Source organism: Trinickia sp., from assembly GCF_051961175.1.
Classification (GTDB): domain Bacteria; phylum Pseudomonadota; class Gammaproteobacteria; order Burkholderiales; family Burkholderiaceae; genus Trinickia.
This window is the reverse complement of the sequence record NZ_JBQCDN010000103.1, coordinates 1-13,001: the sequence shown is the minus strand read 5'-3', so window position 1 is coordinate 13,001 and position 13,001 is coordinate 1. Positions and strand designations below refer to the sequence as shown.

Below are 13,001 nucleotides of genomic sequence, written 5' to 3'. Positions count from 1 at the left end.
ATGCGGTTGAAGCGCTCTATGCGGAAGATGCGAATCCCGTGATCAGCCTGATGGCCGAGGAGTCGATCCGCGCGCTCGGCGAGGCGCTGCCCGCCATCGTCCGCGCGCCGGACGACCGGGAAATGCGCAGCCGCGCGTTGTATGGCGCATGGCTTGCCGGCACATGCCTGGGCGCTGTCGGCATGGCGCTGCACCACAAGCTCTGTCATACGCTCGGCGGTACCTTCAACCTGCCGCATGCGCAGACGCACGCGGCGATGCTGCCGCATACCGCACACTACAACCATGCCGCGGCACCAGCCGCTCTTGAGCGCGTAGCGCGCGCGCTGGGTGGCCGCGAAGCGGCCGAAGCGGGGGCGCTATTGTTTGCGCTGAACCAATCACTCGGCATTCCGCTCGCGCTCGAGGCGATCGGCATGCCGGAGCAAGGGCTCGACGAGGCCGCTGACCTGGCCTGCAAGAATCCGTACGCGAATCCGCGCCCCATCGAACGCGAGGCAATCCGCGCGCTGCTGCAGCGAGCGTGGCGGGGCGCCGCGCCAGCCTGAGCACCACTCTCGAGGAAGAAATGACGACGAACCGCAACGAAGCCGAGCGAGCCTTGACCGAGCGGGTGGTGGCAAGTTTCGCTGGCACGCCCGATCAGAGATTGCGCACCCTGATGCAGAGCCTCGTCCGGCACATCCATGAATTTGTGCGCGAAGTTGAACTGACCGAGGCTGAATGGATGGCCGCCATCCGCTTTTTGACTGCGACTGGCAAGATGTGCGACGACGTCGTGCGCCAGGAGTTCATCCTTCTGTCGGATACTTTGGGCGTATCGATGCTTGTCGATGCAATCAATCATCGCTTCGCGACGGGGGCGACTGACACAACGGTGTTCGGCCCGTTCTACATGAGCAGCATGCCGGACCGGGCATATGGCGAAAATATGGCAGCCACGCCTGGCACGCCGGCGCTTGTGCATGGCCGGGTGCTTTCCACGGACGGGGAACCGGTAACCGACGCAGTCCTCGACGTATGGCAGACCGCCGATAACGGCATGTACTCGGGGCAGGACACAGCACAGCCGCATGGCAACCTGCGTGGCCGTTACCACACACGCAGCGATGGCAGCTACGCAATTCGTACTATCGTGCCGGTGAGCTACCCGATCCCGACAGACGGCCCGGTTGGTCGGATGCTCGAAGCGACGGCCAGGCATCCGTGGCGTCCAGCGCATCTTCATTTCATGATCGACGCGCCGGGCTACAGCACGCTGGTGACGCATATATTTGACGAAGACGATCCTTATCTGAATTCCGACGCCGTTTTCGGCGTCAAGCCCTCCCTGATGGTCTCCTTCCCGGAGCGATCGCCTGACGACGCACTCGCCGGTTCGTTCGGCTATGACGGTCCGTTCCGTGAGGCCCGCTACGACTTCATACTGGACCGGAGGTAACTGGTATGGCGCGCTATTACGCGGTCTTTGCCACCGACCGACCCGACATGCGCGAAGTTCGCGAGCGCGTTCGTCCGGTCCATCGGTCCTATTTGCGTAAAGCTGTGCAGCATGGGGTATTCGTACGCCTTGGCGGCCCGACGCTGGTTCCGCAATGTGATGCAATGAATGGCACCCTGTTGGTCGTCGAGGCGGAACACATCGAGGACGTCATGCGGTTCATCAGAGACGATCCCTACATGCAAGCGGGTCTGTTTGAGCGAGTGGAAGTGCGTCCTTGGGATTGGAGCCTGGGCAATCCGGAACAGAGGGCGTGACTGATGGTTGATATGCGCTTATGTCTTCTCGAAGAAGTACCTGACGGCGGCGCGCGGGTGATTGATGCCGTTCGCACGGGCGTTTCAATCGTGGTCTTGCGAAGAGGCGAGCATGCTTGGGCCTATGTGAATCGGTGTCCGCATTTCTCGGTGCCGCTCGATTTCGAGCCGGGTACGATTTCGTGCTATCGAGCTCAGGTTCTGATGTGCGCGCACCATAGCGCACTGTTCCGTTTTGAAGACGGATATTGCATAGAAGGCCCATGCGCGGGCGCGACGCTGGATGCGCTGACGGTCGGCGTGGATGTGAGCGGATGGGTGATGTTGCGCCAATAAGCACGGTCGCGATTGCGAGGCGTTACTGCCCCTAGGGACGCTTAAGTCAACAAGATATGTACTTCGCCGGCTTGAATGCTTGCGGACCCAACGTTGTTTAAACAAAAACTCGGTGCTTCGGATCGTCGCGTTTGCGCGGCTAAGCGGTTCTTTGCTTTTAAATTATTCAAAATCTTATATCAACTTATTCTAATTGGAGCCATGTTGAGCGCTTGATATTTTACTTCGAAAATTGAATTTTAGTTGGCGGCTTATGACGAAAATGACAAGCCGCGCTTCTTTATGCGTCACTAGTCAAAAAATATTCGGGATGACAAAGAGGAGATGAAAAGATGAAGACATGGAAGATGACATGGGCATGCGTTTGTGTATCGTCTATGCCGGTGCTCGCACTAGCGCAGAGCAATGTGACGCTGTCGGGCATGATCGACGCGGGCGTGACCTACGTGAGCAATCAACACGGTGGAGCTGCGACGTTGTTCGACAGCGGCGTGTTCGCGCCGAACTTGCTGAGCTTCAAGGGCACGGAAGACCTGGGCAGCGGCAACAAGGCGTTGTTCGAATTGACGTCGCAGTTCGACCTCGGTGACGGCTCGACGATTCCGGGAGCGGGCCAAATCTTCAACCGCACCGCGTTCGTCGGCCTATCGAACGAGCACTTCGGTACCCTGACGTTCGGCAACCAGTACGACTTCATGTTCGAATCGCTGACGCTCGGTCTGTTTGACGGTGCGTTCCTTGCAGGCGGCATCTATGATTTTCGGCAAGGGCCGTTCGCCGCGCTCGGTGTGCCTAATAATCCGACGGGCTCGTTCGACTTCGATCGTATGGCCGGCGCGACGCGCGTGCCGAATTCGGTAAAGTACCGCAGCCCCGTGTTCTCCGGTTTGCGATTCGGCGCTCTGTACGGATTCGGCGGTGTTCCGGGCGCGTTTTCGGCGGATTCGACGATGAGCTTCGGCTTGAACTACGACAATGGTCCACTCGGAATTGGCGCCGCATACGTCGAGGTCAAGTACCCGCAGCTCGGCAACGGCCACGACGGCATCCGCAACTTCGGGTTGGGTGGCCACTACAAGTTCGGAAGCGTCTTGGCAATGCTGCTGTATACGAATACGAAGAACACCGCAACCGGCGCGAAGATCGACGTCTACAAGACGGGCGCGCAATGGGACATCGGAGGGCCGTGGTCGGCCGGTCTCGATTACTCGTACATGCATGGCAATGAGAAGCTGGACAACAATCGCGCGCATCAGATCAGCGGCGCATTGCAGTATCACCTGTCGAAGCGCACCTTCGTCTATGCGGAGGCGATCTACCAACGCGCGAGCGGAGACAACGCAGCTACGCGGGCATGGATCAACGGACTGCTGCAGCCCGACGCGGCGGCGAGCAAAGGTTCACAGGCGCTCGCGCGGCTTGGCGTGTCGACGCGGTTCTGACGTGGGGGCGACGACATCGGCGTGACGCCCGTCAGACTGTGCACCAAGGCCGACGTGTGGGATGTGACACAGGCCATTGATGCGCAAGACAGACGCGACGGCGCGGACGAAGAAGCACCTGTTTCCTGGCCGCTCGCCGTCGTAGTCGCGGGATGCCCCCACATGAGCTGTCTTGATGCTGCGATGGAATCGGCGTTTAATTCGTAGAGAGCCGGGGAAGTCGAGAGGCGTTATGCGCTGCGCGGATTGTGGTTTCGAAAATGCCGCCGGATCGAATTTCTGTGAACAGTGCGGAGCCAGGCTGACACGGATCTGTTCGCGCTGCGGACACGAGCTGAGTGCGATCGCGCGCTTCTGCAACGCATGCGGCGCACCCGTTGGCGATGCGTTGCCGGCCTCGTCCAATGCTCCCATCCATTACACGCCACCCCATCTGGCCGAGCGCATTCTCGCTGAGCAGGCTGCGATCGAGGCCCAGCAAGGAACGGCGGTCGAACGCAAGACAATCACGGCGCTCTTTGCCGACATGGCCGGATCGACTGCATTGATTCATGACCGGGATCCCGAAGATGCTCACCGTCTGATCGCCCCGGTCATCGCATTGATGATGGAGGCGGTGCACCATTACGAAGGATTTGTCGCGAAATCGCTGGGTGACGGGATCCTCGCCCTGTTCGGCGCGCCGATCGCGCATGAAGATCATCCCCGGCGAGCGCTGTACGCGGCGCTACGCATGCAGGATGCGATGCGTCGCCACGCAGACCGGATTCGTCTGCAGGAAGGGATCCCGCTGCAAATCCGCATGGGCATCCACACGGGCGAAGTCGTGGTGCGCTCGATTCGCAAGGACGACCTGCATGCCGATTACGATCCGGTAGGCCACACCATTCACATTGCTTCCCGGATGCAGACGATCGCCGCGCTCTCATCCATCCTCGTCAGCGGATCCACGCACAAGCTGACGGAAGGCTACTTTGAGTTCAAGGCTTTGGGCGCCACGCAGCTCAAAGGGATTCCGGAGCCGCTCGAGGTCTACGAGGTCCTCGGTCTGGGGGCGCTGCGCACGCGCCTGCAAGTCGCTGCGCATCGTGGGTTGGCCCGGTTCGTAGGGCGGCAGGCGGAACTGGAGCGATTGCGTGGCGCGCTGACGGATGCGTCGGCAGGGCATGGACAAATCGTAGGCGTAGTAGGCGATGCGGGCGTCGGGAAGTCGCGGCTGTTCCATGAATTCAAGGAGCGCTCGCAGCGCGGCTGTCTCGTACTGGAGACATTCTCGGTGTCGCATGGGAAGGCCTTCGCGTATTTGCCGCTGATCGAGCTGTTGAGGAACTACTTCCAGATCACGGCCCAGGACGATGAGCGCCGGTGCCGCGAGATGGTCGCCGGTCGTGTCTTAATGCTGGAGCGCAGCTTCGAGGATCTTCTGCCTTACGTGCTGTATCTGCTGGGTGTCAGTGAAGCCGATTCGTGCGTGGCGAACATGGATGCGCGAATCCGGCGCGACCGCACGTTCGAGGCGATCAAGCGGTTGCTGGTACGCGAGAGTCTCGACCAACCGCTCCAGTTGCTGTTCGAAGATCTGCAATGGCTCGATGGCGAGACGGAAGCATTCCTCTCGTTTCTCGTCGACCGGGTAGCGAGTACACGGATCCTGCTTCTCGTGAATTTTCGGCCCGAGTATCGGCCCGCTTGGGCGCACAAGGGCAACTATATGCAGATGAGGCTCGATCCTCTTGGCCCGGCCGAAGCACAAGATCTGCTTAGCGTACTGCTTGGCGATGAGCCTGGACTGATTTCGCTGAAACGACGCATCCTCGACAAGACCGAAGGCAATCCTTTCTTCACGGAAGAGGTTGTCCAGACGCTGGCGGAACAGGGCGTGCTGCTTGGCGAGCCGGGACATTATCGCGTTGCCGAGACGCCGGCTGCGCTGCAGATTCCGACGACGGTACAGGGGGTGCTCGCCGCCCGGATGGATCGGCTGCCTGCCGCCGAAAAGATGCTGCTGCAACATCTCGCAATCGTCGGCAACGAGTTTCCGTGGAGCCTCGTCCGCCAAGTCGTGTCGCAACCGGAAGACGAACTGCGGCGCCTGCTGTCGCGCCTGGAAGCCTCGGAATTCATTTACGAGCGGCCGGCTTTCCCGGAGGTCGAATATACATTCAAGCACGCGTTGACCCAGGAGGTCGCCGCCAACTCGTTGCTGTCAGAGCAGCGCAGTGTGCTGCACGAGCGTACTGCGCAGGCCATCGAGGCATTGTATGCCGGCCGGCTCAATGAATATTGCAGCGAGCTCGCCCACCACTACAGCCTGAGCAGCAATGCGCAGAAGGCCGTTGAATATTTGCACCGCGCGGGGCAGCAGGCCATGCAGCGTTCTGCGAGTGCCGAAGCGATCCGGCACTTCAGGACGGCCCTCGACTTGCTCAAAAGGTTGCCCGATACGCTCGAACGTGCCCGCTTCGAACTGGCCCTGCAGATCGCGCTCGGCCCCGCGTTGATGGCGGCGCGAGGCTATGCCTCGGCGGAAGTGGGGGCGACCTACACACGCGCGCTGGCGTTGTGCGAGCAGGTTGGTGAAAGCTCGCAGCTCGTCCCGGCACAACTGGGCCTGCGAACCTACTATGCACTGCGTGCGGAGTACGCGACTGCACGAGAACTGGGCGAGCGGGTACTCCGCGTCGCTTGCGACGCCCAGGACACCGACCTGATGGTCGAGGCGCACAGCGCGCTTGGATCGAGCCGGTTCTTTCAGGGCGAGTTCGCGGCTGCGCGTTTGCATCAGGAGGCACTCGGTACGCTGTACGACCCGCAACGACATCATGCACACGCGTTCGTGTACGGTATAGATCCTGGCATTCGAGGGATGAGCATCTCGGCCTGGACGCTCTGGTATCAGGGTTATCCGGATCAGGCCGGCGAACTAAGCGAGCGGGCGCTCTTACTGGCTCACAAGATGGCGCATCCGTTCACCCTTGCGTTCACGCTCGTCGCAGCGGCCATGTTGCGCCAATTCCGGCAGGAGCCGAAACAGGTCCGGGAGTATGCCGAGGCCGTCATTACCCTGTCGACCGAGCAGGGTTTTCCTCACTATCTGGCATGGGGAACGATCATGCGCGGCTGGGCGCTGGCCGTGCAGGGGCAAACGGCCGAAGGGGGTACGCTGATCACTCAAGGCCTCGTTGCGTACCAAGCTACAGGCGCCGAGTTGTCGCGTTCGTACTTTCTGGCGTTGCTGGCCACGGTTTGCCGGGATTCCGGACAAACGCAGGTGGGACTGCGTGCACTGACCGACGCACTGGCCATGGTTGACCGAACCGGCGAGCATTTTCACGAAGCCGAGCTGCATCGGCTCATGGGCGAGATGAGGCTTGGCGGTGAGGATGTCCTGGCGCCGGAATCCGCAGAGCAGCAGGCGCAAGCATGCTTTCAAAAGGCGATCGAGCTTGCGATCGATCAGGGCGCGAAGCTGCCCGAGCTGCGCGCAACGCTGAGCCTGGCCCGCCTGTGGCAAATGCAAGGCAAGGTACCTGCAGCCAAGAAGAAACTCACCGGTATTTATGGTTTCTTCACGGAAGGGCTCGACACGGCCGATTTGCGTCACGCAAGGGCATTCATCGAAGAGATCGCGAACAACGCGGCCACGCACTGATCGGCCCGCCCGTCGACATTGGGCGCGCTGAGGGTGACCCCCGCTTCGACGGAATTCCGGGGGATCCTCGATTACGCTGCATTCGGCCCGGCTGGTGAAACCGTTTTCGACTTTGCAGGATAGTTTTATTCATGTTCGTCGTCTCAGTTTGGAGACGTTCAGGACGATCCATTAACTATTGCTTTTAGTTAAGGAGACTTTTCTGTCTATCTGCCTCGTGCTCTCCTTCGCGCGCGTTGAGGACCAAGGGAAACGCGCAAGGCATTCGCGCCGTAGCCCGTTGAGCTAGATGACGTCCGCGGCCATCGGAGCGTTGAATACCGACATGCGCGTCTCGATCCAGTGCAAGAGTTCGCTCGCCGCACGCGTCAGCATCCGCTCGGAATTGACGAAGACCTTCGCGTATTGATTGCCGAGCATCGGGTGATCGATCGCTCGTGCGACAAGGCGTCCATCGGCCACTTCCTCGCGCACCGAATAGTCCGTCACCATTGCGACGCCGCGGCCAGCGAGCGCGAAGCGGATCAACAGGTCCAGCGTATTCGCTTGCATCACCGGCGTGAAGCGCAGGTTTTCAGCGGCGGCCACTGCCTCGATCAAGCGCCCAAGTCCGTACAACGCCGGCATCGTCGCAAACGGGTAGGCGATCGCGCGTCCGAACGTGATATCTCCCGTCTGCGTGGCCAGCGGGTGGTCCGGGGACATCGCGGCCACCACGCGGTGCTTCGCATGCGCATGAAAGCGCAGATGCTCCGACGCCGGCGGGCTGTACGCCATCCCGATATGGACGATGCCCTTCTGCACGTCATGCACGATCTCGACGGTCGCTTTGGTCTGGATCGTCAACCGAATATTCGGATACTGGCGGTTGAAATCCCATAAGACTTCGTCGGTCAACGATGGAATCAGCCCCTCGCTCGCCGCAACGATGACGCTGCCGGATCCAAGATCGTCCAATGAACCAAGCTGACTTTCCAGGTGTTCGAGCTGAGCGCTCCACATGCGGTGATACTCGAGCAGATGCGCGGTGGCCGGCGTAGGCACCGCCCCCGCCGATTGCCGATCGAAAAGGATGGCACCGGTTTCGCGCTCGAGGATTTGAATCTGCCGGCTCACGTACGATGGCTGAAACCCCAGCTTCGCCGCCGCCTTTCTGATCGACCCCGTTGTGACCACTGCTTCCAAGCATATCAACTGGCTTTTTTTAATTTGATCCATGTCACCTCTCGTCAACCTCTCAACGTTGACAGGGTAAATTTTGGTGCACGCCCCGTTGCGTACCTGGAGCGCTTCATAGGCTGTTTTCGGGGTAAAGTCGCTTCGCAGTTATCTTAGTACCAAAAACAACCATACATTCCGAGATTGTTCAATGGCCAGCGACACCAACGTATACGTTCAGAGTTTCCCTACGTCGCACGTAGGATTATTCCGAAAATTAGATATTCGCGTCCTCGGATTCCTCGCTATCTGTTATGCGTTCGCTTATGTGGATCGCATTAATATCGGATTCGCGAAATTACAGATGCAGCGCGACCTGGCATTCAGTGATGCCGCGTATGGCCTCGGGGCGGGGATTTTCTTTCTTGGCTACGTGCTATTCGAGATACCGAGCAACCTGCTGCTCGTGAGAATCGGCGCTCGCAAGACGCTCGCCCGCATCATGATCCTGTGGGGCCTGGCCTCGGCATCGACGTGCTTCGTTTCGAGCACGACATCGTTCTATGCGCTGCGCTTTCTCCTGGGCGTGTTTGAAGCCGGGTTCGCGCCTGGAATGATCTTCTACCTCTCGTACTGGTATCCCAAAGCACGCATGGCACGCGCGGTCGCACTGCTGCTGGCGGCCGCGCCGATCGGGGGCATCGTGGCCGGCCCGTTGTCCGGCTGGGTGATGACGTCGCTCTCTGGCACTCACGGGCTCGCGGGTTGGCAGTGGCTATTCATCCTCGAGGGGGTGCCCGCGGCGTTGCTCGGCGTCGTCGCGCTCGCTTGGCTCAAGGATTCGCCCGAACAGGCCCGTTGGTTGTCAGCTCAGGAACTATCGAGTCTCAAGGGTCTCGTGACGCCGGCGACTCCGGACCGGTCCGCGTATCGCTCGCTGCCGACAGTGCTCCGTAGTCTATCAATCTACCGTCTCGCCGCAGCGTATTTTTGCCTGATATGCGGGCTGTACGCGATCGGGTTTTGGTTGCCGGCGATTCTCAAGGCGACGGGCATCAAGAGCGTCCTCGAGATCGGCCTGTACTCCGCGGTGCCGTATATCGCCGCGGCCGTCTCGATGTATGTGCTCGCGCGCAGCTCCGACCGCAGAAAAGAGCGCCATCGCCATGCCGCGATCGCCGCTGCCATCAGCGCTGTTACGCTTGCCATGGCGACGCTCTACCTCAAACAGTTTAATGTAGCGTTCGTCGCCATCACGGTCGCCACGGGTGCCATGTTCGCCGCGTATTCCGTGTTCTGGGCGATTCCGCACGATATGTTGAGTGGGCCGACAGCGGCCGGCGGGATCGCCTTCATCAATACGCTTGGACTGTTTGGCGGCTTCCTTAGCCCCACGATGATCGGATGGGTGAAGACGTTCACGGGCAGCACTGCAACGGGATTGCTTGTCATTGCCGGGTTGCTCGTTCTCGGTGCCCTGCTGTTGTTCACGCCCGTGAAGCCCTTGCTCGGAGCGGAACAACGATGAAGATTTACGCAGCCGGCTTCCAGCACGAGACGAATACATTCGTCGAAATCCCCGCGAGCTACGAGGCGTTTAACGATCGGGCGGTCGGCCCGATCCGCCGCGGCGACAAGGTCAACGAGTTGCGTTCGCTGAACGTACCGCTCGGCGGGTTTCTGTCGGCGATCAAAGACACCGAGCATCAGATCGTTCCGGGCTTATGGGCGGCCGCGACGCCTTCGGGTCGCGTCACGGAGGATGCCTACGAACGAATCGCCGGAGAGATTCTTGGCGGCATTCGAGATGCCAATCCTGATGCCGTTTACCTGGATCTGCATGGCGCGATGGTCGCCGAACACTTCGACGACGGTGAGGGCGAGCTCTTGAGGCGCATCCGCGCGATCGTCGGGCCCGACGTGCCCGTAGTCGCATCGCTCGATCTGCATGCAAACGTCACCCAGTGCATGGTGGATCAATCCGACGGACTCGGAGCCTACCGGACCTATCCGCACATCGACATGGCTGAGACCGGCCGGCGAGCAGCGGAGCTGCTGTGCTCGCGTATCGAGGCTGGCGCGCAGTGGAAGAAATACGCTCGGCGTGCACCCTTCCTCATTCCGATCAACGCCATGTGCACGCATGCGGAGCCGTCGCGAAGCTTTTACGCGGAGCTGCCGACGCTCGAGCGCGGAGCCGTGACGTCGCTCTCCTTCACACCAGGTTTTCCGGCGGCCGATTTTCCCGAATGTGGTCCGTTGGTCTTCGGGTACGGCACGGATGCCGGGCAGTTGTCGCGGGCCGTCGACGCCCTGTACGAGCGGGTTGTCTTGAATGAACGCGACTGGTCGATCGAGTTTCTGAGTGCCAGTGAGGCGGTCGTCGAAGCGATGCGTCTTTCGCGGGAGGGAGGCCGTCCGGTGGTGATCGCGGACACCCAAGACAATCCCGGCGCAGGCGCCGCGTCAAACTCGACTGGCCTAATTCGTGCGCTCGTGGCCCATCGGGCGCAGCGCGCGGCCGTTGGCCTGTTCTGGGACCCGCAGGCCGTCAACGTCGCTCATGAAGCGGGAACCGGTGCAAGCGTCGAACTGGTTCTAGGCGCAGCATCCGGGCATCCCTTCGCGGGTCGCTTCGTGGTCGAATCACTGTCGACGGGGCGCTGTCATTGCGACGGCCCGATGCTCAAGGGAGCAACCGTCGAACTGGGCCTGACTGCGTGCTTGCGAATCGACGACGTCCGGATAGTCGTTACGTCGACACGGGTGCAAATGATGGACCGCGCGTTCTATCGCGTCGCCGGTGTCGTGCCCGAAGAGATGAAGATCCTGGTCAACAAGAGTTCCGTGCACTTCCGCGCCGACTTCGAACCGATTGCGCAGGCGGTGTTGGTCGCAAAGTCGGACGGACACATGGCGGCCGATCCGGCCGATCTGCCATGGACCGCTCTCGGAAACGGCATGCGCGTGTCGCCCGGTGGACGTCCATTTGAAAACGCGAAGCGCGCGACTGATTCGGCGAGCGGCCGCGCATAGCGCGAGCATCATCGACTGAACGCGCTTCCCGCCGACACAACGGTGGGAGAGCCATATTCGTTCGCGGTAACGCAGTGCGGAGACGAAAATGACCCATTGATCGAGCTTCGCAGGAAGCAAGCGGCCGCCCGCCAAACAACATCGGCACGTGACTTAGCGCGAAATCGATGAAGACTTCCATGCATTCAAGCGAACGTCCATCAATTCACCTTATTCAGTACTGCGAAATGTTTATTGTGAATCTGAAGACTCTATTCAAAACAATCGTTCGCGTGCCGATCCAGCGTCGACGGCGCGACCCGTTCTCCGCTTTTCGTCCGGGTTGGGAACCGACGATCGAGGAGATGTCACGCGACGAGCTCGTTGCGTACGCAAGGCGCGTGGATGTCGAACTGGCTCGTCTGACAGCCCAGCACGCCAAGCCGCTTGCCCGGGCCTTCAAGATCGCGAACGTCAGTGCCTATCGTCGCGAACTGGGCGTGACGACAGCGTTCGACGGATATGGAATCGAGACTGGCGGCTACGATAAAGCGTTTCACGTTGTGTTCGAGATCGCAGAGCAGGCTTCGCGGCGCGCGAGGGCCGATCGCCTCGTGGAGCGGCAACTTGCCCGGCAATATCCAGAGGCCGCTGCGTCGCTCGTCGCATTGCGCCGTTACGTGCTGCGCGATGCACTGGATTGGCCCCATGCTGCGCGCCTCGACTATGAGCGCAACGTCTTGGCCGACACGCTCGAGATGACGCCGCACCGTCTTAGGCACGAGCGCATGGAGTACTGGGCGTCCCTGCTCGATGTATTGCCGAATCACGAGTTCGATATCGCCGCAAGGGCACCGGCCTACGATGTAGACGATGGGGCAACGGCGTTCGAGGAGGGGCGTGCGATCGGCCGAAAGGCCGACGGCGGTTCCGAGCGAGACAATCGGTACGCTCCGGGCACATTCTTGCACGCCAAATGGATCGATGGTTATCGGACCGGTAAGCGTCAATTGATTGTTGAGCGCCGTGGCGCGGAGCCAAGCTCCGATGGCGTGGGCGACATTTGCCGCGCATCCCCGGCGAATGACTAACTGCCTCTGGCGCGTCAGCCGGCGACATCTGGGCTCAGCCAGGCATCAATTTGCTCGGACTGGATCGGGATGATGCAGCGATCGTGGCCAGCGAAGTATCACGCACGACTGCGCAGGACCGCCGATGTGCATTGACGCGTTCGCCTCCGTGTTTGGCAAAGTGTGACGAAAGGCGTTCGGTGTTTAGCCGTGGATTGACGTTCTCGCTCCTCCAGCCCGAGGCAGTGGGGCGCCGAGCAACAGGCCAAGCAGCACGAAGTTCCCTTCTAGTGGTAGCACAGCACCGGCTTCGGCTTGACGGGTATCGCTTGCAGCCAGGCCAGTAGTTCGCTTTTCAACTGTCCGGCCGTCATCGCTCGCCCCGGGAATTGGCCAAGGCGTGAGAGCACCACCTCGCGGACGCAATCACTCACAGCGCACGATCGAAGTCCGAGGATGTCTTTGAGCTCTGTGGCGATGTTCACCGCCGCCTACCGGTCCCAGCTGATCGGGGAGCAGGACGAAGATGTTCGCGTTCTGCTCGGACGCCTCGTCGAAAAGATTTGAAGC

General features: G+C 60.7%; 10 protein-coding genes and 1 pseudogene. 9 read left to right on the top strand and 2 right to left on the bottom strand.

Annotated elements, in window-relative coordinates; all coding sequences use genetic code 11:
- The 6 genes and pseudogenes from ACTHL0_RS05375 to ACTHL0_RS05350 form a co-directional block, all read left to right on the top strand.
- A pseudogene (locus tag ACTHL0_RS05375) lies at positions 1-548 on the top strand (maleylacetate reductase); the annotation flags it as partial.
- A 20-nt stretch (positions 549-568) separates the two neighbouring features.
- Complete coding sequence (locus ACTHL0_RS05370; protein WP_440565560.1) at positions 569-1,441, top strand: intradiol ring-cleavage dioxygenase; 873 nt, start codon at positions 569-571, stop codon at positions 1,439-1,441.
- Positions 1,442-1,446: 5 nt separating this feature from the next.
- Positions 1,447-1,758: a YciI family protein gene (locus ACTHL0_RS05365; RefSeq protein WP_440565559.1), complete on the top strand. Its 312-nt coding sequence runs from the start codon at positions 1,447-1,449 to the stop codon at positions 1,756-1,758.
- Between the two features lie 3 nt (positions 1,759-1,761).
- A complete protein-coding gene (locus ACTHL0_RS05360) occupies positions 1,762-2,094 on the top strand; it encodes a Rieske (2Fe-2S) protein (protein WP_440565558.1) in 333 nt (110 codons plus the stop codon).
- 332 nt (positions 2,095-2,426) lie between these two features.
- Complete coding sequence (locus ACTHL0_RS05355) at positions 2,427-3,536, top strand: porin (RefSeq protein ID WP_440565557.1); 1,110 nt, start codon at positions 2,427-2,429, stop codon at positions 3,534-3,536.
- 232 nt (positions 3,537-3,768) lie between these two features.
- The gene (locus ACTHL0_RS05350; protein WP_440565556.1) at positions 3,769-7,188 is read left to right on the top strand and encodes an adenylate/guanylate cyclase domain-containing protein; all 3,420 of its coding nucleotides are present in this window, start codon (positions 3,769-3,771) and stop codon (positions 7,186-7,188) included.
- A gap of 285 nt (positions 7,189-7,473) precedes the next feature.
- Here the strand turns inward: ACTHL0_RS05350 and ACTHL0_RS05345 are convergent, their stop codons facing one another.
- The gene (locus tag ACTHL0_RS05345; protein ID WP_440565555.1) at positions 7,474-8,406 is read right to left on the bottom strand and encodes a LysR family transcriptional regulator; all 933 of its coding nucleotides are present in this window, start codon (positions 8,404-8,406) and stop codon (positions 7,474-7,476) included.
- 151 nt (positions 8,407-8,557) lie between these two features.
- Here ACTHL0_RS05345 and ACTHL0_RS05340 point away from each other — a divergent pair, with 151 nt between their 5' ends.
- From ACTHL0_RS05340 to ACTHL0_RS05330, 3 genes are all read left to right on the top strand, one after another.
- On the top strand, positions 8,558-9,874 hold the full coding sequence (locus ACTHL0_RS05340; RefSeq protein ID WP_440565554.1) for an MFS transporter: 1,317 nt from the start codon (positions 8,558-8,560) through the stop codon (positions 9,872-9,874).
- The gene (locus tag ACTHL0_RS05335; protein WP_440565553.1) at positions 9,871-11,382 is read left to right on the top strand and encodes a M81 family metallopeptidase; all 1,512 of its coding nucleotides are present in this window, start codon (positions 9,871-9,873) and stop codon (positions 11,380-11,382) included. Before ACTHL0_RS05340 ends, ACTHL0_RS05335 begins: the two co-directional genes overlap by 4 nt.
- Positions 11,383-11,726: 344 nt before the next feature.
- Entirely contained in the window at positions 11,727-12,452 is a 726-nt protein-coding gene (locus ACTHL0_RS05330) for a hypothetical protein (protein WP_440565552.1), read from the top strand.
- A 266-nt stretch (positions 12,453-12,718) separates the two neighbouring features.
- Here the strand turns inward: ACTHL0_RS05330 and ACTHL0_RS05325 are convergent, their stop codons facing one another.
- The gene (locus ACTHL0_RS05325; protein WP_440565551.1) at positions 12,719-12,865 is read right to left on the bottom strand and encodes a hypothetical protein; all 147 of its coding nucleotides are present in this window, start codon (positions 12,863-12,865) and stop codon (positions 12,719-12,721) included.
- Positions 12,866-13,001: the final 136 nt, after the last annotated feature.

Excerpts from the sequence above, each read along its gene's own strand:
- ACTHL0_RS05370 (WP_440565560.1), top strand. The coding sequence starts at position 569 with ATGACGACGAACCGCAACGAAGCCGAGCGAGCCTTGACCGAGCGGGTG.
- ACTHL0_RS05365 (WP_440565559.1), top strand. The coding sequence starts at position 1,447 with ATGGCGCGCTATTACGCGGTCTTTGCCACCGACCGACCCGACATGCGC.
- ACTHL0_RS05360 (WP_440565558.1), top strand. The coding sequence starts at position 1,762 with ATGGTTGATATGCGCTTATGTCTTCTCGAAGAAGTACCTGACGGCGGC.
- ACTHL0_RS05355 (WP_440565557.1), top strand. The coding sequence starts at position 2,427 with ATGAAGACATGGAAGATGACATGGGCATGCGTTTGTGTATCGTCTATG.
- ACTHL0_RS05350 (WP_440565556.1), top strand. The coding sequence starts at position 3,769 with ATGCGCTGCGCGGATTGTGGTTTCGAAAATGCCGCCGGATCGAATTTC.
- ACTHL0_RS05345 (WP_440565555.1), bottom strand. The coding sequence starts at position 8,406 with ATGGATCAAATTAAAAAAAGCCAGTTGATATGCTTGGAAGCAGTGGTC.
- ACTHL0_RS05340 (WP_440565554.1), top strand. The coding sequence starts at position 8,558 with ATGGCCAGCGACACCAACGTATACGTTCAGAGTTTCCCTACGTCGCAC.
- ACTHL0_RS05335 (WP_440565553.1), top strand. The coding sequence starts at position 9,871 with ATGAAGATTTACGCAGCCGGCTTCCAGCACGAGACGAATACATTCGTC.
- ACTHL0_RS05330 (WP_440565552.1), top strand. The coding sequence starts at position 11,727 with ATGTCACGCGACGAGCTCGTTGCGTACGCAAGGCGCGTGGATGTCGAA.